The sequence below is a fragment of the Nitrobacter sp. NHB1 genome (assembly GCF_036964665.1).
Taxonomy (GTDB): domain Bacteria; phylum Pseudomonadota; class Alphaproteobacteria; order Rhizobiales; family Xanthobacteraceae; genus Nitrobacter.
In genome coordinates, this window is record NZ_JBAMDA010000001.1 from 563944 (window position 1) to 581875 (window position 17932).

At 59.4% G+C, this 17932-nt stretch carries 18 protein-coding genes, 2 tRNA genes and 2 pseudogenes; 13 read left to right on the forward strand and 9 right to left on the reverse strand.

Annotated features, from left to right (window positions below; translation table 11 throughout):
• Positions 1-75 precede the first annotated feature (75 nt).
• From V4R08_RS02710 to V4R08_RS02720, 3 genes are all read left to right on the forward strand, one after another.
• The gene (locus V4R08_RS02710) at positions 76-441 is read left to right on the forward strand and encodes a hypothetical protein (protein ID WP_335577925.1); all 366 of its coding nucleotides are present in this window, start codon (positions 76-78) and stop codon (positions 439-441) included.
• Between the two features lie 704 nt (positions 442-1145).
• On the forward strand, positions 1146-1592 hold the full coding sequence (locus V4R08_RS02715) for a hypothetical protein (RefSeq protein ID WP_335577926.1): 447 nt from the start codon (positions 1146-1148) through the stop codon (positions 1590-1592).
• A gap of 64 nt (positions 1593-1656) precedes the next feature.
• Positions 1657-2232 carry a hypothetical protein gene (locus tag V4R08_RS02720; RefSeq protein ID WP_335577927.1) on the forward strand — a complete coding sequence of 192 codons (576 nt, stop codon included), beginning with the start codon at positions 1657-1659 and terminating at the stop codon, positions 2230-2232.
• Positions 2233-2300: 68 nt separating this feature from the next.
• Here V4R08_RS02720 and rlmB read toward each other — a convergent pair whose 3' ends face one another.
• Positions 2301-3152 carry a 23S rRNA (guanosine(2251)-2'-O)-methyltransferase RlmB gene (rlmB, locus tag V4R08_RS02725; RefSeq protein WP_335577928.1) on the reverse strand — a complete coding sequence of 284 codons (852 nt, stop codon included), beginning with the start codon at positions 3150-3152 and terminating at the stop codon, positions 2301-2303.
• Positions 3153-3370: 218 nt separating this feature from the next.
• Between rlmB and V4R08_RS02730 the strand changes: the two genes are divergently transcribed.
• Positions 3371-3456, forward strand: a tRNA-Tyr gene (locus V4R08_RS02730).
• A 1081-nt stretch (positions 3457-4537) separates the two neighbouring features.
• On the opposite strand, the gene V4R08_RS02735 is transcribed toward V4R08_RS02730, so the two are convergent.
• From V4R08_RS02735 to V4R08_RS18195, 3 genes are all read right to left on the reverse strand, one after another.
• Positions 4538-4690, reverse strand: a complete 153-nt coding sequence (locus V4R08_RS02735) for an aa3-type cytochrome c oxidase subunit IV (protein ID WP_335577929.1) — start codon at positions 4688-4690, stop codon at positions 4538-4540.
• A 510-nt stretch (positions 4691-5200) separates the two neighbouring features.
• The gene (locus tag V4R08_RS02740; RefSeq protein ID WP_335577930.1) at positions 5201-5464 is read right to left on the reverse strand and encodes a cupin domain-containing protein; all 264 of its coding nucleotides are present in this window, start codon (positions 5462-5464) and stop codon (positions 5201-5203) included.
• 307 nt (positions 5465-5771) lie between these two features.
• Positions 5772-6095, reverse strand: coding sequence for a DUF6886 family protein (locus tag V4R08_RS18195; protein ID WP_442935615.1), 324 nt, complete (start codon positions 6093-6095; stop codon positions 5772-5774).
• Between V4R08_RS18195 and V4R08_RS02745 the strand changes: the two genes are divergently transcribed.
• The 3 genes from V4R08_RS02745 (at position 6086) to V4R08_RS02755 (ending at position 7511) form a co-directional block, all read left to right on the forward strand.
• The gene (locus V4R08_RS02745; RefSeq protein WP_335577931.1) at positions 6086-6664 is read left to right on the forward strand and encodes a cupin domain-containing protein; all 579 of its coding nucleotides are present in this window, start codon (positions 6086-6088) and stop codon (positions 6662-6664) included. The genes V4R08_RS18195 and V4R08_RS02745 overlap by 10 nt on opposite strands.
• A gap of 266 nt (positions 6665-6930) precedes the next feature.
• Positions 6931-7083, forward strand: coding sequence for an aa3-type cytochrome c oxidase subunit IV (locus V4R08_RS02750; protein WP_335577932.1), 153 nt, complete (start codon positions 6931-6933; stop codon positions 7081-7083).
• Positions 7084-7349: 266 nt separating this feature from the next.
• Entirely contained in the window at positions 7350-7511 is a 162-nt protein-coding gene (locus V4R08_RS02755) for a hypothetical protein (protein WP_335577933.1), read from the forward strand.
• 30 nt (positions 7512-7541) lie between these two features.
• On the opposite strand, the gene V4R08_RS02760 is transcribed toward V4R08_RS02755, so the two are convergent.
• On the reverse strand, positions 7542-7787 hold the full coding sequence (locus tag V4R08_RS02760) for a hypothetical protein (RefSeq protein ID WP_335577934.1): 246 nt from the start codon (positions 7785-7787) through the stop codon (positions 7542-7544).
• Between the two features lie 503 nt (positions 7788-8290).
• Positions 8291-9385 carry an EAL domain-containing protein gene (locus V4R08_RS02765; protein WP_335577935.1) on the reverse strand — a complete coding sequence of 365 codons (1095 nt, stop codon included), beginning with the start codon at positions 9383-9385 and terminating at the stop codon, positions 8291-8293.
• Positions 9386-9721: 336 nt separating this feature from the next.
• Here V4R08_RS02765 and V4R08_RS02770 point away from each other — a divergent pair.
• The 3 genes and pseudogenes from V4R08_RS02770 to V4R08_RS02780 form a co-directional block, all read left to right on the forward strand.
• A pseudogene (locus V4R08_RS02770) lies at positions 9722-10021 on the forward strand (transposase domain-containing protein); the annotation flags it as partial.
• 806 nt (positions 10022-10827) lie between these two features.
• Positions 10828-11478, forward strand: coding sequence for a hypothetical protein (locus V4R08_RS02775; RefSeq protein WP_335577936.1), 651 nt, complete (start codon positions 10828-10830; stop codon positions 11476-11478).
• A 330-nt stretch (positions 11479-11808) separates the two neighbouring features.
• Positions 11809-11882, forward strand: a tRNA-Gly gene (locus V4R08_RS02780).
• A 471-nt stretch (positions 11883-12353) separates the two neighbouring features.
• Here the strand turns inward: V4R08_RS02780 and V4R08_RS02785 are convergent.
• From V4R08_RS02785 to V4R08_RS02795, 3 genes are read right to left on the reverse strand one after another with little or no spacing between them, the layout of a single operon-like run.
• A complete protein-coding gene (locus V4R08_RS02785; protein WP_335577937.1) occupies positions 12354-14594 on the reverse strand; it encodes a TonB-dependent receptor in 2241 nt (746 codons plus the stop codon).
• Between the two features lie 9 nt (positions 14595-14603).
• Positions 14604-15143 (reverse strand): hypothetical protein, encoded by a 540-nt coding sequence (locus V4R08_RS02790; protein ID WP_335577938.1) that lies wholly within the window; start codon positions 15141-15143, stop codon positions 14604-14606.
• Positions 15091-15960 carry a hypothetical protein gene (locus V4R08_RS02795; RefSeq protein WP_335577939.1) on the reverse strand — a complete coding sequence of 290 codons (870 nt, stop codon included), beginning with the start codon at positions 15958-15960 and terminating at the stop codon, positions 15091-15093. The genes V4R08_RS02790 and V4R08_RS02795 overlap by 53 nt, the downstream gene beginning before the upstream one ends.
• A 68-nt stretch (positions 15961-16028) precedes the next feature.
• Here V4R08_RS02795 and V4R08_RS02800 point away from each other — a divergent pair, with 68 nt between their 5' ends.
• The 3 genes and pseudogenes from V4R08_RS02800 (at position 16029) to V4R08_RS02810 (ending at position 17925) form a co-directional block, all read left to right on the forward strand.
• Positions 16029-16274 (forward strand): hypothetical protein, encoded by a 246-nt coding sequence (locus V4R08_RS02800; protein WP_335577940.1) that lies wholly within the window; start codon positions 16029-16031, stop codon positions 16272-16274.
• Between the two features lie 99 nt (positions 16275-16373).
• Positions 16374-16666: pseudogene (locus tag V4R08_RS02805) on the forward strand (Fic family protein); the annotation flags it as partial.
• 80 nt (positions 16667-16746) lie between these two features.
• Complete coding sequence (locus tag V4R08_RS02810) at positions 16747-17925, forward strand: saccharopine dehydrogenase family protein (protein ID WP_335577941.1); 1179 nt, start codon at positions 16747-16749, stop codon at positions 17923-17925.
• Positions 17926-17932: the final 7 nt, after the last annotated feature.

Genomic DNA, 17932 nt, shown 5'->3' on the forward strand with positions numbered 1-17932 from the left:
TTTTGTGGCATGCGATAAGCGCCGTTCAGGAATCATATAGGCAATCGAGAGCGGGACTACAAAAGGGTTGAGCCAGTGCTGATCACCGCTTTCACCATCCTCGGAATTGCCGTGCTGCTGGGCTCCGTGCTTGCGGTTCTGTATATGCGTGAAGGCGCTGCAATGCCGTCCTGGCGGCTGGCGGCATTGCACGGACTGATCGCCATCGGCGGTCTCGGCTGTCTCGGTCTCGCCTTACGTGGGCCGCCTCGTGGGCTCGAGCAGGGGGCCGGCTCGTTCGGCATGATTGCAGCCGTGCTGGTCGCGCTGGCGGCCGTTGTCGGCTTGACGCTCTTTTCAGCACGCCTTCGCAAGCGGCGGCTCTCGGGCACGCTGATCGGCATTCACGCCACGCTCGCGATCAGCGGCTTTGTCGTGCTCATCGTCTACGTGACGGCTTGAGGCGGCTGGGACCGTCACGGGCGTCCTGCGGCAATCCTACGAGCGTTGTTGGCAAGCACGCGTTGATCGCGCATCCCTGCTCAAAGTCGGCGACCAGGCCTGGATGCCGCTCGATAGTGAGACGGAGCTTTTCCACGCGTAGTAGTGTTGGAGCCATGAAGTTAGAGACGTAGCGTCTAATTTTGTGTGTGCCAAAGCCTCGATCGACGCCTTTCAGCTGAAGGTAGACCATCAAACAGCCGCTGCGCCTCTGAGCGTCGGTACTGATCGTAATCCAAGCGCAGCTATGTCTGCCGCTCCTCCGATTTCCGAACCGCTGCCGCAGCTTTGCTGGACGTTCGGCGATTGCGTTCCTGTAAGTACCGCTGGAGATACTGGCGGACCCCGCCAAGGGTTTGGGAGCAAACCTAGTCTTCCCCGCCTCAGCCAAGGCATAGTCGAATCCGTCTGGGAGTCGTGCCGGGAAAATATTGACTGGGACTCAAGGGATGGAATCGCCTGATGGGCCGGTCATGGAAACGATGCCGAAGCCGGCGACCGACATGGCCTCGCCAGCTTTTCGCGTTAACATTTCGATAGCGGGATCAGTCGCAATTGAACGCCGGCGCATGCCTGCACGTTAGGCTTACCGGCAGTTTCGGCGGTGGCTTTAACCCTTGCCGGCGCCGGTTCGATTAGGGTCTGCCCTAAACCGGAACCTTGTGATGCGTATCGGACTCGCGCTGGCCATTCTGATCGGGACGTCGTTGACAGCTCTCGCGGACAGCGGTCCGGTGATCGTGATTCCCGGCCGGCCCGGCGTTCCCATCATCATTAACGGTGTCGATGCTTCCTACGCCATTGTCGAGGGCGACTGGGGCCTTGCCCGACGGAACCATGTGCAGCCGACGGTGTATGGCGGACGCTACGTCGATCCCGAGCCGCACGTCGGTCATTATTATCCGAGCCTCGGTCACGCGCCCGGTTACGGTCGGCTTGAGATCGAACCTCCGGCAAATCGCAAGCCGCCGCCGCGCGCCGAAAGCTTTCACCAATCATGGTCGGCCCATTCCGAACCCACGCCCGCGCAATCCGATATCCCGCAGACGCCTCCGGCGGTGATCCTCGCGCCCCAGATCGGACGCTCGGATTTGCCCCGAGGCTTTCATTGAGACCCCCGACAGTTTCGAAAGCTTACGACTTCAAATCGAACAAAGAAGCAGCAGGAGAGAGTCAATGCGTCAGATGATTTCAGGATTGGTCGCGGCCGTTGCCGTGGTGGCCGCAAGCGCCGCGCCCGCGATGGCGTGCGGCGGGCTGTTCACGAGCGGATGTTCGCCGTGCCAGGCTTACAACCCATGCGCGCGCGGTTATTATCAAGGCTATTACGGCGCTGGCTACGGCGTCGCCGCCTATCAACGTCTGCCGTCTCCGACACAATATTATTATGTCAATCAGGGGCCGGCCTTCGGCGGTCCGGGCAACTTCGCGCCGGTGCCGACCTATCAGGAAAGCGCCGTAGCCGGATGGAATGCCTACAGGCGCCCTTATTACTACCCCTACGACGGCGGCCGTTATGCCAATGCCATGCATCACTACTATGACGGCGCGCGCGTGACCGGCCCGGTCGTGTACAGCTATCGCTGGCGCCACCCGCGTTCGCATTACGGCGTGCATCGCCATGGCGTTCGTTATGGCTATGCGCCGCGCCACTATGGCCATCGCTTCGCAGCCCCGCGCGTGGTCTATGGATCGCGGCACTATCGTCATCATCATGGCCACCGCCATCACGTGCTGCGTCGCCGCTACTGATCTGACGCTCATCCGAGAAATAAGCGCCCGCTCGCAACGCCAATGCGAGCGGGCGTTTTCGTGCGCCGTCAGCGCATCAGGCCGAGGCGGCTCGCGCCGATATAGAGCGCGAGCACCGCGGCGTTCGAGACGTTGAGACTCTTGATGTCGCCGGGCATGTCTAGACGCGCGACTGCATTGCATGTCTCCCGCGTTAATTGGCGCAGGCCTTTGCCTTCGGCGCCGAGCACCAGTGCCAGCGGTTGTTGCAACTGGATGGCGGCGAGATCCTCGCCACCGGCGCTGTCGAGGCCGACGGTCATGAAGCCGCGGTCGTTCAGTTCGGTCAGTGCCCGTGCCAGATTCTGCACCAGCACGAGCGGCACCAGTTCCAGCGCGCCGGATGCGGATTTTGCGAGCACGCCGGTGGCCTCGGGGCTGTGACGCGCCGTGGTGACGACCGCCTTCACCGCGAAGGCCGCGGCCGATCGCATGATCGCGCCGACATTGTGCGGATCGGTGATCTGGTCCAGCACCAGCACGATGCCTTCCTGCGCCAGCGTGTCGATATCCGGCGAGGGCAGGGGATCGGCTTCGGCGAGCAGCCCCTGATGCACCGCGTCTGGGCCGAGACGCTGGTCGATCGCACTCGGACGCACGATCTCGGGCGTGAGCCGCGTCTCGATGTTTTCATCCGCAAGCCGCCGTGCCGCGTTTTCGGTGAGCAGCAGCTTCCGGATTCGGCGGCGTGGATTGGCCAGTGCGGCCGTCACCGTGTGCCAGCCATAGAGGATGGCCGGGCCGTCGGCTCCGGTCTCGCCGCCATTCCGCGCCGAACCCCGCCCCCGGGGGCGTTTCCGGTCTCCGGCCTTCCTGGCACGGCTGTCTCCCCATGGCCGGGAAGTGCGCTGGAATCGCGGGTGTGGATCATGATCGCTCATGTGCGCTTGTCTCACGGGCCTGAAACAATGGCAATTTCATCGTTTTCATCGTCCGATGTGCGGAAACACGCAATCCCCAACGCTCTCGGTTGACTTTGACGGGGCGCTTCGCTCATAAACGCGGCGCAACCGCACGCCCGGCTTCCGGGCAGGTGCCTTCAATGTCATCCACGGTCGGCCCGGCCACTTTTCGGTGGGGTGACATCCGACGGCGTTGCGGGGGAGTGTCCCGAGTGGCAAAGGGAGCTGACTGTAAATCAGCCGCCTTATGGCTTCGCAGGTTCGAGTCCTGCCTCCCCCACCACCATGATTTTACAGCATAAAGTCGATTTTCGTCGCCGCGATCCGGGGTGCGTTTTCTTTTTCATTTTTGTCCAAGGGTAACAACCTGGGTAACGAGAACTCCAGCTTTTGCTGGATGCGGTAAGGTCGCGTTTTGTGCGATCGACGCTGCACAGCCGGGCACGGGGCGGTCAGTCGCGCGGCATTGCCCGCGTCGAAGATTCGTCGCACCCTTGGGTGTGGGTCGGGGTGCGGTAAGTCGGCGGATACTCGGTCGGTACTGCTGGATCGTAGACGAAGCCGGTAATGCTCCCAAGTCGTGAGGTCGCCGACTGTGCTGTTGAGCAGAGAGAGCAGCGCGACGCGCGTCAGCCGCTAAGATTTGGGTCACAAAGAGGCCCGCCGGTAGTTGGCCACAGCGGGCCCAAGTCGGGTTCGGGAATTGCGAGGGTGAGGTATCCCGTTCCAGCCGGTTAATGCGCGGGGAAGGGAAGGGTTCCGGGCACAGCTTAACCCCGCCCCGACTTGGCTTCTATCAAGCGCAATTCGCATGGCTTAATGCTAGTTGGGAGCGTTAGCTAATCGGGCGTTTGACTGGAAGGACGCCTCCGAGCGGCGGCCTCGACACCCCTTGCACGATCTGCACAAGAGGATGTTGTTGGCCGCTGCTGAGTCTCATAGACCCAGCCCCGGGTTTTCTATTCTGACCAATCTTACAGTTTGTCGGGGTTTCTACCCGCGCGGTGACGAGCGGGGCGGATTACATGGACCTGCCTCGCCGAAAAGTGAGTATCCGAATGTCTCCTTGGTTCATTCAAGAGCGGAACTAACCAAGGATAGCGGATGTTTGCGCGGGGAGGAGGAGTTCCCATGCGCAGAATCTTCTCGGAATTAGATGAACGGCAGAGACACTTTTTGCTGATACTGACGGATTTCGGCATCGCGGTTTGTTCGGCAAAGCTGATTGTGCATTTAATCATCCTCTTCTGAGTACGTGTATGTTGCCGAGGGAGGCTTTCGTCATAGTCGGATGCCTCACCGCGTGTGCGACGGCAAGATAAAGGCCGGCAGAAATGCCGGCCCTTGGAACGACGATCGGACAATCAGGTAAGGAAAATCGCCATCAACGCGAGAACGGTGGCGGCGGTCGATGCGAAGATCGTTCCTAATTTGACGAAGAAATTATACGTTTTCTCATGCTCCGGATAATCCATCCATTCCGCCGTCGAGTACACGATTTGGCTATGATCAGACATGTCAAGTTTCCCAGGATACGGTTGATCTTGCGTCTTTCACGACGGTGACCGGTCAGACAGATATAGCTGAGCGTCCGCGGTAGCCGCCATTCGACGAGCCAAGGATACATACCTGTTGCATGAATGATTTGCGGTAGCGCAATAGGATGCGTGAGACGCATACCAAACCCATCGCGATTACGATGATGAGGCCTTCCGAAAAAGGCGCCCGAAGCAGATGCGACGGCCTTTTGACATAGGCGAGGGAAGCGCTCCGCCGGGGCTTTCTATTTTCTTAGCAAGCCACGCAAGCCCGCGAGGCTGAGAATGATTTTCGTTCTGGCAATTGTGCTGTTCGCGGTCAACCAATGGGATCAGAATTATAACCACGGGACATTGACCCGCGCCGGCTTTTCATTGGCAAGGACTCTCGACCAATCGTTCGGCATATAGAAGGGCTGCCGGACGGCATCCGGGCCGGCGACGTTTTCTATTCCGGCCTTAAGTGCGCCTCGATCGACCGTCGTGATGTCACGGTTTAAGCACCGTGTTCGTCGTTCTACCTTCGGGCATCTGGTCAATGACCAGGAGTTCGACCGGCTCCGCGCCTGTATTTTCGCCGTAGTGCCATCCATCGAGAATCTCAACGATGAAGTCGCCGGCCTTGTAATCGTAGCGTTGGCCAGTGTCGGCGGCATAGACAGCGAGATGTCCTGCCTGGACATATGCATAGCGCGGATAGGGATGCTTATGGACCGGCAGCGTGGCGCCCGGTGCGATGATGTAGCGCGACACTGAAACTGTGGTCCGTCCTGCTGGAAGGGTGATCGGCTGGCCTGAGGCGGTCTTGTTGGTCGAAGCAAGCGGACTGACGGTTACTGCCTTAGGAACCGCGTCTGCCAGAGCGTGGCCCGAAAACAAGCAGGCTATAACGAGGCCAAGGCATAGGGTGCGCTGATCGGAGTAAGACATTGTTGCCTTCAATGTTGGTGAGTGCGCTCTTATTTGTTTTGCATTCCAGTCCCTAAAGCCGAGAACGCGCTTGCCGTATTCCCTGATCTCGTCCTTCGGGCCTACATAGCAGTAGAGGGTACTGGCGAGATTAAGCCCACCCTTTCGCATTGCGAAGTCTAATTCCGCTTTCGTACAGGGTCGTTTTCCAAAGGGGTTTCAAGAGAAGTAGGCTATCGACCACATGCAGGTCCACGCTACGAGGGGCGAAAGTTGACGGCAGATCGAAAAGAGCATCGCAACGCAACGGCTTCACCGCCGCCCGGCTAACCACATGCCTGCATCGTGTAAATCCTCGAAGCTTTCGGTGGCAAATCGTAGCGATGTATTGTGATGGTCGCGAGATCAGCAAGCCGCTCACGTTCGACGTAGGCCGCAGCGCGGTTACCGCCCAGCCGATTCTTCTTGCCAACACTGCTCGGTTGCTCGGTTGCCCATATCCATGCCCGCTTCAAGGGGGAACGCTTCCGGCGCGTCCATCCGGCGTGCGTGCGGGTAGCCTCGAATTTTTGTGGTAAATTACATCCGGTCGATTGGCTTGTTGGGAGATTACAAATGTCAGGATTCTCAGATGCGGTGAGAGTGATTGAGCCCGGCCAGACCTATGTCGGCAAGCAGGGCTTTACTTACGGAGCCGGCGTATCGAAGGAGACGGCCGGAGCAAAACAGGTCTGTTTGAATGTGCTGCCGATGCCTCCGGGTGCCAGGGCAAAGGTCCATTACCACAAGGGTATCGAGACGATCGCTTACCTTTTGGAAGGTGAATGCGCGGTCTATTACGGCGACAAACTTGAGCATCGCGTCGCAGTCAAGGCCGAGGATCAGGTCTATATGCCGGCGGATGTCCCGCATGCTCCGTGCAATGAGAGCGGAGCGCCGTGCAAGTGGCTCGTCGTGCATTCATCAGGTAGCGATCAGGACGGCATCGTTCTGCTACCAGAACTTGATGCAATGTTGTCGCAGAGGTCGAGCGCGACAGCCTGACGAGCAATAAATTCGTGCTTCTGCGGTTGGCCAGAGCCGCCCGTGACGGATGAGCAGAGCACGGCCGCTGTGCTTGGTGAGTCAGACGTCAACTTGTTTCGCTATTGCGAAGCAATCGATCAAACGGCCATGCTGGTCTCGGCCAACTGATCGATGCCGCTCTATTATCCGATGCATCACATGATCGTGACGCGCCGAAGGATCGACAGAAATGGAGACTGCGCTAATTTGTCACGGTAGATCAACCATGCCTTGGGAGGATTGACATGTCGGACCATAGCGAAATGGTATTCACGACGGCGGATGGAATGGATTATCCGGCGCACGAGCGGCAGTTTAAGACTTTCGTCAAGATAGGGATGACCGCCACAGCGACCATAGCCACCATTGTCGTGCTGATGGCGATTTTCATCGGCTGATTGTCCGGTCGTCATTCCGGCCGGCCCTGATTTCAGTTTGCTGGCAATGTGGCGCAGTGCTTTGGTCGTGCGCGTGATCCGTGGCTTTCCACCTGCCGTCACGGGTTGCGCGCATGACCTGAGCCGGGGGAGTGAGAATGAGTTTTTACTTGCTCGCGGCGAGCGCTTCTACTTCGGCCAATCGATTAGCACAGGTCCTTCATTTTATAGAGCCTGGTATCATCGAGTAATCGCGTAAAGTATGGCCGCTTCGATACCTACACGGGATGAACAGCACCCCGGGCTTGAATAATGAAAATCAACGCGAGCTAAAGGAAGAGCGTGGCTTCAAGCGCATGCCATGGCGTGAACGAAAGATCGTTCAACGGGCCGGATGGGTTGCGGCGCTAGTGATCATGTTCGCCAACATCGTCGCTGCGATGCGTTGAGGCAACAAAAAAGGCGTGGTTGGCTCCCTTTTATCTAAATCTCATCGTCGGGGCTTTCGTCTCAATCTCTTCATCGACAAGTTTTTTTAGCTGATTGAGCGCCGTTTCTTCGTAAGACAAATCCAGCAATTTCTTGATCGCTGGCACAGCAGCCACGAAGTTCGTTGGGAATAGGCAGACCAAATCGTCGTGCGTGTCGGCCTCAAAGTCCGCAGTATATATCCGTTTTTTACCGCGGTATTGGACGGTGCCGGTGATTTTGTCTTCGTTGCTCATGGTCGCACCTTTCGTTTCATTGTCCCGGATCAATGATAACCTCCGGCGCTTGGCGATCTCAAGGGCGAGACTATCCCAAATGGAGGGCCTTCAACCGCTCTACGACGGTCTCGCGATTCGCCGTCCGCTCAATCTGCTCCGGCATTTCCCACAGCCATTCGAATATTCCCAGAAGCGGAGGAAGGCAAGCGTGTCGTGATCTGCATGCGTGCCGCGAACTATTGGGGCTTCGAGTCGGCTATCGCTTCGGCATATCGTTTTTAGATCCGGTGACGACGAGGGGAGGGCGCATGACAAAGGGCCAATGCGCGAGAGGATTTTAAAGATCGCGCGAGAGGCTTTAGCGTGACCCAATGGTTCACGATCGGAGAACAAGCGCGAGTTGACGGCTGAACACGACGTGAGGCGTTGGCCGTTGCGCAAGCGTTTTTTGCGTCGAGCGCGGGGCGTGTACATAGGAACAATTGTCTCGCAGTGGGCTGTATCCAACATCTTCGTCCGATTCACTCAGGCAGTGTTATCGGACGAGTTAGCGCGGTGTGGGCGAACTGGCGCGCTGTCATCGCCTTGCTGAACAGGAAGCCCTGAGCGACTTCGAAACCCAGCTGTCGCGCGGTGACGAAGTCGGCGCGGCTCTCGATGCCTTCGGCGACCGTCCGAACACCGTGTTCGTTCGCGAAATCGACGATGCCGCGGCAGACGCTCTGTTTCAGGCGGTCATTGCCAAAGCCGGTGATGAACTGGCGGTCGACCTTGAACTCAATGAACGGAACGGTCGCAAGTGCGGCTAGCGCAGGCCAGTCGGCGCCGATATCCTCAATTGACACCGCGATGTTGTGAGAGCGGATGCGCTCGGCAATATCAATGACGCGCTCAAGGTTGGCAAGCACCTCGGTGTATTTCAGTTCAACGACCAGACCGCCGAAGGCCGGGTGCGTTGGCATCTTGCTGCACAGAGATGTGAAGGCTGACTCGTCGAACAGGGATGATACGGGAAGGTTGATCGACAGATTCACCGGGCCATTGTGCTCGATGAAATAGTGCCAGTCATCGAGCGCCTGTCCGATTACGAAATCCGAGAGACTACGGAAAGCTGTGTCGTTATTATCAGGGAGGAAGCCGGTCGGTAACACCACGCCCCAAGCTGGATGACGCATACGGATCAGCGCCTCCGCACCACGTGGGACAAGGGTGCAGATGTCGATCTTGGGCTGGTACCACAATTCGAGCCATCCGGCGCTGAGCGCCTCGGCCACATCCACCACAGGGCTCGGCGGGGCCTCGGCCGGGATCAGCGCAGCGATGGTTCTGTGCAACATGTCGGCAGTGAACAACGCTGGCAGCGCGGGCAGGGTTTCAATGCCGAGATCGCGCGCTCGTTCCTGGATGGCGAAAGCGAGTATCGACCTCGGCACTGCGATCGGCAGCACCTTGCCCTCGAATTGAATCGTGGCGAGCGTTTGTAGAATCTTGTCGATTTCGATATCGTCGGCCGACGCCCCGAGCACAACGAGACTAAACGTCTGCGCCTTCAGCAGAGTGTGCATCTCGGATATGTCGGTGCATTCGACAGTGATAAACCCGATGTCCTCCAGCACATCGATGAGGAAGGTGCGGTTGCGCGGTTTGCTGTCGACGACGCATACCCGCGGCCTCAAGCTGAGTCGGCCGGAAGCCGCCGATCGAACGGAAGTATCTTTGTCAGCCGGTGTCATGAAGTATCTTTGTCAGCCGGTGTCATAATGTCCTGCTCTCGCGCCGGGCTTAAGGTGTCATGCCAGCGGAGACGGCAATATGGGGCTGAGATAATGTTCAACAGGAACGACGACGTAAGGTTAAGCCGGCCAATGCGATTCAAATTATTCGGATCGGACGCCATCTTGCACTCTCCGCACCACCCACGTCGCGATGCCTGCGTCAGCAGGTCGGAGTAGGGGCTCACGCGATACCTCGATGACGGCCGCATCGAGATCGACAGCAACATCGTCGAACGCTCAATCCGGCCGATTGCGCTCAACCGCAAGAACGCGTTGTTCGCCGGCTCCGACAGCGGCGGCGAGCACTGGGCCGTCATCGCCTCGCTGATCGAGACCTGCAAGCTTTGCAGCATCGAACCGCATAACTATCTGGCCGACGTCATCACTAGGATCGTCAACGGCCATCCCAACAGCCAGATCGACGACCTGCTGCCTTGGGCCTATACCGCTGCGCTGGATACCAGGGAAGTGACCTGAAAACACCGCTTATATCGCTCATGTCGAAGCAGAACTCCGTTCCAAATGGAGATCATGTCGTGACTGCCCGAGAGCGGAATCGGTGGAAACCTCACGCGGCGTGCGTTCCGTTTGCGGAACGTCCTTCGCAGCCGGAAGTCGCCACCCCGTTGCGCGTCCTTAACGATCTCGTCGCGCAAAGCCATGGGAACGCTGCCTGCGAAAACAGTTGCAGCATGTGATATCGAATGATCTCGTTATGGATTCCGACCCTTGGATCGTCAAGCTGGCGCAGCACGCCGCCGTAAATGCAAAGGACAGAAGGCTCTCCCATTTCCAGTGCTTCGCGATTTCATTGCGCGTATTCGAAGATCGCGAATACAGCGATGATAGCAAGCAACAGTAATGCGCCGTAAATGAAACTATTTCTACCGCGCCTGATGCTGTCACCCTCTCCCTTGAATTCTTGCAAAGAACTGCGCCATTTCCAAAAGTCATTCATTGTTCAAGCCTCCGTCGTCTCAAAGGTCGTCGTTTCGAGCCATTGGCGGCGCTGGTGTATCCCACACCTACCCCCCACCGCTGGCAAGCTCCTATTTGATTTGACTAGGCTTTTTGGCCTCAGGCCATTACCCGGCGGTCCGTGCAAGCCCGCGGTTTAACCTAAACCCTCAATGTTAATTCATACGCCTATCCGCGTCTAGCTGGACAGGTCGTGGTTGCCGGTCATAGGTAGCCGCTATCATGACCAGCGGTTCCATGCCGGACATTTCAGAGCAGGGCTTTAGTTGCTGCGTTCCCGCACTCCAGCATTTCCCGGAGATACGATGATCCGACTGCTTCTTGCATCGGCGATGCTTTGCATTGTCGTTACACCTTCGTCTGCCAAATCTTCTTCTAAAAAAATGCAGATTGCCACGGGCTGCGATGTGATGCGTCCCTGCTATGGCAACGGGAGGCCGCTGTATGACTCGGCGGAGCCCGCCCGCGCCCGTTCCCGTCATTCCGCGGTCAGACACCGGGCAGGTTACAAATCGCACAGGCGAATCCCGAAAGGGCTTGCACGGGTCATGGCCGAAGGCGCGGGGCGGGCGGCCGGTGTGGTTCGCTCGGCCTCCGGCGCCACGGCGCATGTTGCCAGCCACGCCACCGGTGCTTTCCAGTGCCTTGTTTCGGCCCTTGACCGGCAGGGTTATCGGATCCGCTTTATGGGCGGATGGCGCGCGCATGGCAGCGTGCGTGCCTCGCTGCATCCGGCTGGGCTGGCGCTCGATATCAACCAGTACGGGCGTAACGTCACGCGCCCACGGATGCCTCACAACGAGATCGCGCTGGCGAACTCCTGCGGGTTGATTTCCGGCGCGCAATGGGCAAACGCCGACAGCGGACATTTCCAGCTTGGCGGCTGGAGCGGACGAGGACGGCATGACGCGAGGCGTCACCATCATCGTCATAACCACTATGCCAACGCGCGATGATGTCCATCCGCGGATGCATTCGGTCGCATCTGCCGCCGTCGCAGCGAAAAGGCGCGGCGAGGTTGCCCCGCCGCGCCCCCAGTGTTGTCTCGCTGGTCCCGGGCGCTGAGCCGCCCATCGCCAGGCTCAAAAGCCTAGCGGGCGATCCCAGCGAGGTGACAGCGCTCGTTATAAGACACTGAATCACCTCCTTTCGTTTGATGGAAACCGGAACATAATAGGCGCAAAATCGCCGCATGTTAAGGGAGCTGGCTCATCCTTTCCGGGCGCGACCGTCGCGCTGCGGGACGGTTGAGGGCACCGGCGCGACGTGATAGGTGATCGGCGAGCGCGGGTGTAGCTCAATGGTAGAGCAGCAGCCTTCCAAGCTGAATACGAGGGTTCGATTCCCTTCACCCGCTCCAAAATTATCTCGCGCTATCAAAAGCTTAAATCGATTTGCCAGTTTTTATCGTGTGCCACAATGCATTTCCGTGACGAGATTCAAAAAATCCTTATTTGACCGGCATTTCCAAACATTCCGGCGACCGATACCAACCATTCCCAAATGCTCCATGTCACACGTACGGCACATGATTTGATGTCAGACGTTCGCGCCGTTGTTCACTCAATGAAGAGTCGTTCGATGGCGTCGACTGCAAGCGAGCCGCTCAAGAGATCTTTGGACGACCGCCGGCCCTAATGACCCCAACGCCGGCGACCGATACCTGGACAAGATTGCGGGTTCAGGCGGGACCTCCCCGCAGGCCACAGGCGCGACAAGGCATTCGAAGGTGCTGTCAGAGCTGGTCCGGAGAATTTGGCCGTCCTTCCTGCTCTTGAGGCTCAAGAAGAACACCTCGCAAAGTTCGTACATTCCTACGGTCGATGAAAGTCTAGAAATGATATTCTAGTCCGGCGTAGACCGTGCGGCCTGCGGCTGGGAATCCGACTGCATAATCGTACTTGCTGTTGAACAGATTGGTGGCGCGCACATAGCCGCTGATGCCGTGACCAAAGGATTGGCGGATCCGTGCGTTGACCACCGCATAGTCGGGAAGCGCCTGCCGCACGGCGGCGTTCGATTTCGAACCCACCGACTGGTCCATGAAATAGGAGAGGTCGCTCGACACCTGCAAACCGGGATAGGGTTCATAGGCGACCAGCATATCGACAACATGGCGCGGCCGATAGTCGACGGGCAATCCCGACGACGGATAACGCATGTCGAGATAGGTATAACCAGGCCGGAACGTCAGTGTCGACAGCGGCGAATAGACGCCCGAGACCTGGACGCCGGAGATAATGACGTCGCGGTTGACGAAGACTTGATTGATCTGGTCGTTGAGGATGAAGTTGCTCACATCGTTGTGGAACGCGCTTGCGCGTAACTGTGCTCTCGGCGCGATCGTCCAGGCGAGGCCGGCTTCATAGTTGTCCGATTGTTCGGGGCGCAGCGTCGCGTTGCCCTGCTGCGGGTTGAAGAGCTGATCGATAGTCGGAAAACGAACCTTGCGGGCATAAGTGCCGAAGGCAAGCAGATCCGATGTCAGGTCGTAGCCGACGCTCGCCATCCACTGCGCGCCCGTGTTCGTTGCATCAGGCCGCTGAAACCAATGCTGGCTATAACCCATCGTCAAATGCAATCGCGGCAACGGATCGACGCGATATTCGGTAGCGGCCGATGTGGTCGTCAACGCATGAGATTCATCCAGGGCACGCCAGCCAAAGGTGTTACCACCGGCGCCGCCGCAGCCAGCACCACCACCACCGCCGCCGCCACCGCCACCAGCACCGCCACCGCCACCAGCACCGCCGCCGCCACCAGCACCACCGCCGCCACCAGCAGCACCACCGCCGCCACCACCGCCGCAGCCGGCACCGTTTACCGGGAGAACGACATCACGAATCACGCCTGACAGATCGTCCGCTTCCCGGCGGACCGCCACGTTCGACGTGATGTTGCCGAAAGCGCCAAGACCGTAGCGAATCCCGGCCTGGCCGCCGCTGACCTTGGTGCGGATCATCTCGTCGAATGTTTTGACGGAGGGGCTACTCATGGTCGTGTAGGTGGCGTCGTCGAAGCGTCTGTCGTGGATGTCGAGTTGATTGAGATAGCCGGTAAAGCGCAGCGCGAACGGACCGCCCGGCTCGTAGGCGGCATCGAATTGCGCCGACTGTCCCTCGATCGAATCGAGCCGTTCGAAATTCTGTCCTGGGGTAAACGGATTCCCGGATCCTGAAGCGATCGTGTTTGGCGCCAGACCTTGGTAACCCTTCAGGTAGCTGACAGTTGCGCCAAGCCGCCAATCGCCGACGCGTGCGCCGAAATTGGCGAACAGATTGGACTGCTCATTGTCGCTGTTGGATCGATAACTGCCGTCGGGCAGAAGAAAAGCATCGCGGTCCGTGTGGCTGCCACTGACGAAGAAATCATAATCCTCAAAGCCGCCAGACAAGGTGCCGTAGCCGCGATGCGCGCCACCGCCGCCGATCTCGGTGCCGAGGTCGCCATGAATCCCGTTGGCGCCCTTCTTGGTGATGATGTCGATGACGCCGGCAATCGTTCCTGGCCCATAAAGAACCGAGCTTGGGCCCTGGATGATTTTGATCTGGTCGATATTCTCGGTCGGGATCAGGGAGGGATCGAATTGGCCGTCGACAGCGGAATTCAGCGGGACACCGTTGAGGAAAATCTGCGTTTGCCGCGGCGGTAGACCGCGCATCATGATGCGGGGGATGCTCTGGCCGCCACTGGTGACGACCACGCCTGGAACGGCGCGCACCGCTTCGTCGAGACTGCGCGCGCCCTTTTGCGCGATCTGCTCCTCGGTGACGGTCGATGTGTTTTCAAACGTCGCCCGGTCGGATGCCCGATCAAGCCCTGACGATGCAAGGTTGCCCGCCGTCTGGTTGGCCTCATGATCGGTCGCGGCTGGCGCCGGTTTGCGCGCGGCGCGGTTAATGCTCTGACCAGTTGGCGTTGGTTTGCTCGCGGCGCGATCAGGCGTCTGCCCGGTGACGACGATTGCACCAAGCATATAAGGCTCGGTACGTTTCTGGCTTTCTTCGTCGGCCTTGGCTGGGGCGATCGCAGCCGACAACCCCAGGATCGCGGTAACAATGTGCCGTGTCATTGTATGGGTTCACTTTCGGCGAGCGCGCATCAGCAGGATGGCAGCGAAAGCGCCGCCGGCCAGGCCGAACAGGAAATGGCTGGACAACGGGAGGAGGGATCCGACGCCACGAAAGCCGGCGCCAAAGGCCAGAATGCTGATGAACTTGGCCGCGTTGGCGGCGCCGGCGGAAAAGCCGATGCGTAATAGCGAGCTGCGCCACGCCGGGCCGAGTAAGCCGAAAGAATCGATGACCAACCCCGGCACCAGATAGATCAGAACGCCGTGAGGGCCAATGTTGCCCGCGGCGAAACCGACAACGGCGGCACTGCAGACGGCGGCGCTGGCCGCCCACGGTAGCCCGGTGACGCCGCGCGCGCCTACCAATATTGCCATCACGATCAGGCCGCGCCAACCGGGCAGATGCAGCGGCAGTCGTAGCCATGCATCGACTGCCCAGACCAACCCGCCGGCGAGCAGACAGATGCCGAAGCCCGTGAAAGCGTCGACCGCCGCATCAGTACTGCCGGAGAATATCCTTTGGGGCGAGCTGCCATTGACATTGGTCATTGGGTTTTCCTGTTGGTTCGACGAGGAGAACGGCCCGGCCATCAATCATGACGCCGCGCGGCCATGGGTTGACGCTGATACGATCGGACGCGTCCACCGGTTCGCCGCTATGGACCTGGCGAATGGCATCGATCCCGGAGTGAGTCAGAAGATGGGCGCCTGTGACAATGCCGCGGGTTTCGCGCAGGCCCGGTCGCCAGGCGATACGACCGTCGCGGCCGCTCTTGCGCAGGCCGACTGCGGCAAGCGCGCCGATCACGCCGCCATGATCGCCGGTTAGTCCTTCGAGAAACAGCCCCTCGCGTCGCGTCAGATCTCGGGCCTGGTCCCGGGTGAGGATTTCCTTTTTTGCTTTGAAGCCGAAATCCTCGACAACAGGCGGCACGTTGGACCAAGCCGCGATGCACAAGCCGGCATCGGATCCGACGGCGCTGTGCTCCAGCAGATAGGCCCGGCACATATCCGCCAAGGCGGACGTGTCATCTGACGGAACTTCAACCCGCAGACAAAGCGAACTGTTGTGCGACGTGTAGGGAATGCGTCGATCGAAAAGCAACTGATGGCGGGTAATCTCGTGGACCCGTGCTGTCCCCGAAGAGGCAATCAACGCGCCCAGCTGTCGCGAGAGATAGCCCGTCCCGTGGCTTTCGAGATTATCGGTATCGTCGATGCCAATGAGAATCATTCGCCAGCTTTGATGCGCGGACAACTCGATCAAAATGTTGCGCTCCAAATAATAAAGTATCCGATTCATTATATCTGAGTGTATATATAGCTGTGTATATATAACGTGTCCAGAGAATTTGACCGCGAACAACCGGCTCCAATTTCCGCCACGCCGAAAAGCAATATCGCAAAGACCGCTCTCCCGCAGGGGAGCCTTTGTTGACCTTCAAGCGCGGCGCGCTGGTGCATTTCGCGCTGGCCGTATCCATGACCACGCGGCTGCAAGATGGCCGCACTCGTTTCCTGCCATTCAATCGTGGTCGTGACGGCGGAGCGGGCAACCCCGACGTGGATGGCGAGTTTCGCGTCGCCTATCTCTATCGCTCCAGTGCTTGCGCACCTGGGGCGGGAGAAAATGGCCTCGCCCCATGTTGCTCGACATCATCGGGCGTGACCCCAAATTGAGCGGGCGGCGCGGCCAGCGTAAGGGAGCCCGCTATGCCAATCTTCACCCCACCGCCATCGGTCAGAAGGTCGAGATCGTCGTTGAGCATTTCCGTCGCCACGTCGCCAAACGACCCCGTCCTGAAAGCCGGAATCGCGCATCTATGGTTTGTCACCATTCACCCTTTCGATGACGGCAACGGACGCATCGCCCCGCCATTGCCGACCTTGCGCTGGCGCGCGCGGAGGGAACCGCGCAGCGTTTCTACAGCATGTCCGCGCAAATCCGCACCGAGCGCAAAGTCTATTACGACATGGTGGAGTCGACGCAGAAGGGCGACCTCGACATCGCGTCCTGGCTGCTGTGGTTCATCGGCTGCCTTGATCGTGCATTCGACGGAGCCGAAACCATATTTGACGCGTTTTCTTCACGCGAACCGGTATCCACTTCGCTCGAAAACGCTATAAGCAGGACACTCTCGGGGAATCGGTCATGGCGTCGTCGGCGGAATTCGATATCATTGTCTACGGTGCAAGCGGGTTCACCGGCCGGCTCGTCGCGGAATATCTTGCCGCCGAATATCGCGGCGGTGATCTGAAGTGGGCCATTGCCGGACGCAGTCTCGACAAGCTCGCGTCGGTGCGCGACGCCATCGGCGCGCCGCACGACTTGACGCTGATCGCCGCGGATGCCGTCGATCCCGCGTCGCTCGAAGCCATGGTTGGCCGCACGGCGTCGGTGCTGAGCACGGTCGGACCCTATCAACTCTATGGTTCCGGTCTGGTCGCGGCCTGCGCGGCCAGCGGGACCGACTATCTCGACCTCTGCGGCGAGCCGATATGGATGCGGCAGATGATTGACGCGCACGAGGCGGAGGCGCGCAAGAGCGGCGCGCGGATCGTGTTCTCGTGTGGCTACGATTCGCTGCCGTTCGAACTCGGCGTGTTCTTTCTTCAGCAGGCCGCGAAACAGCAACTCGGATCGCGCGTCGCGCGGGTCAAGGGCCGCGTGCGCAAGATGAAGGGCACGTTTTCCGGCGGCACCGCCGCGAGCATGAAGGCAATCTTCGCCGCGGCCGCCAACGATCCGACTCTGTTGCCGAAACTGCGCGATCCCTTCGTGCTGACGCCGGGTTTCGAAGGGCCGAAGCAGCCGCCGGGCAACAAGCCGCTGTTCGACGAGGACATCGGGATGTGGCTGGCGCCGTTCGTGATGGCGAACATCAACACCCGCAACGTACACCGGTCCAACTTTTTGCTCGAGTTTCCCTACAGCCGGGATTTCGTCTACGACGAGATGATGGTCGCAGGGCCGAAGGAGACCGGCGAGGCGACCGCGAAAGCCATCATTGCCGCCAACAACAAGCTCGGCGCGCAGGGCGGTCCGAAACCGGGCGAGGGACCGTCGAAGGAGGAGCGCGAGAGCGGACATTACGATCTTCTCTTCGTCGGCATCGGACCCGACGGGCGGCAGGTGAAGGCCGTGGTAACCGGCGACCGCGATCCGGGCTACGGATCGACCTCCAAAATGATCGCAGAATGTGCGATCTGCCTGCGGCGCGACACACCGGACGTTGCGGGCGGTTTCTGGACGCCGGGCGCTGCGATGAAGGACGCGCTGATTAAACGTCTCGTCGATCGCGCGGGGCTGACGTTCACGATCGAGCCATAGAATTTTT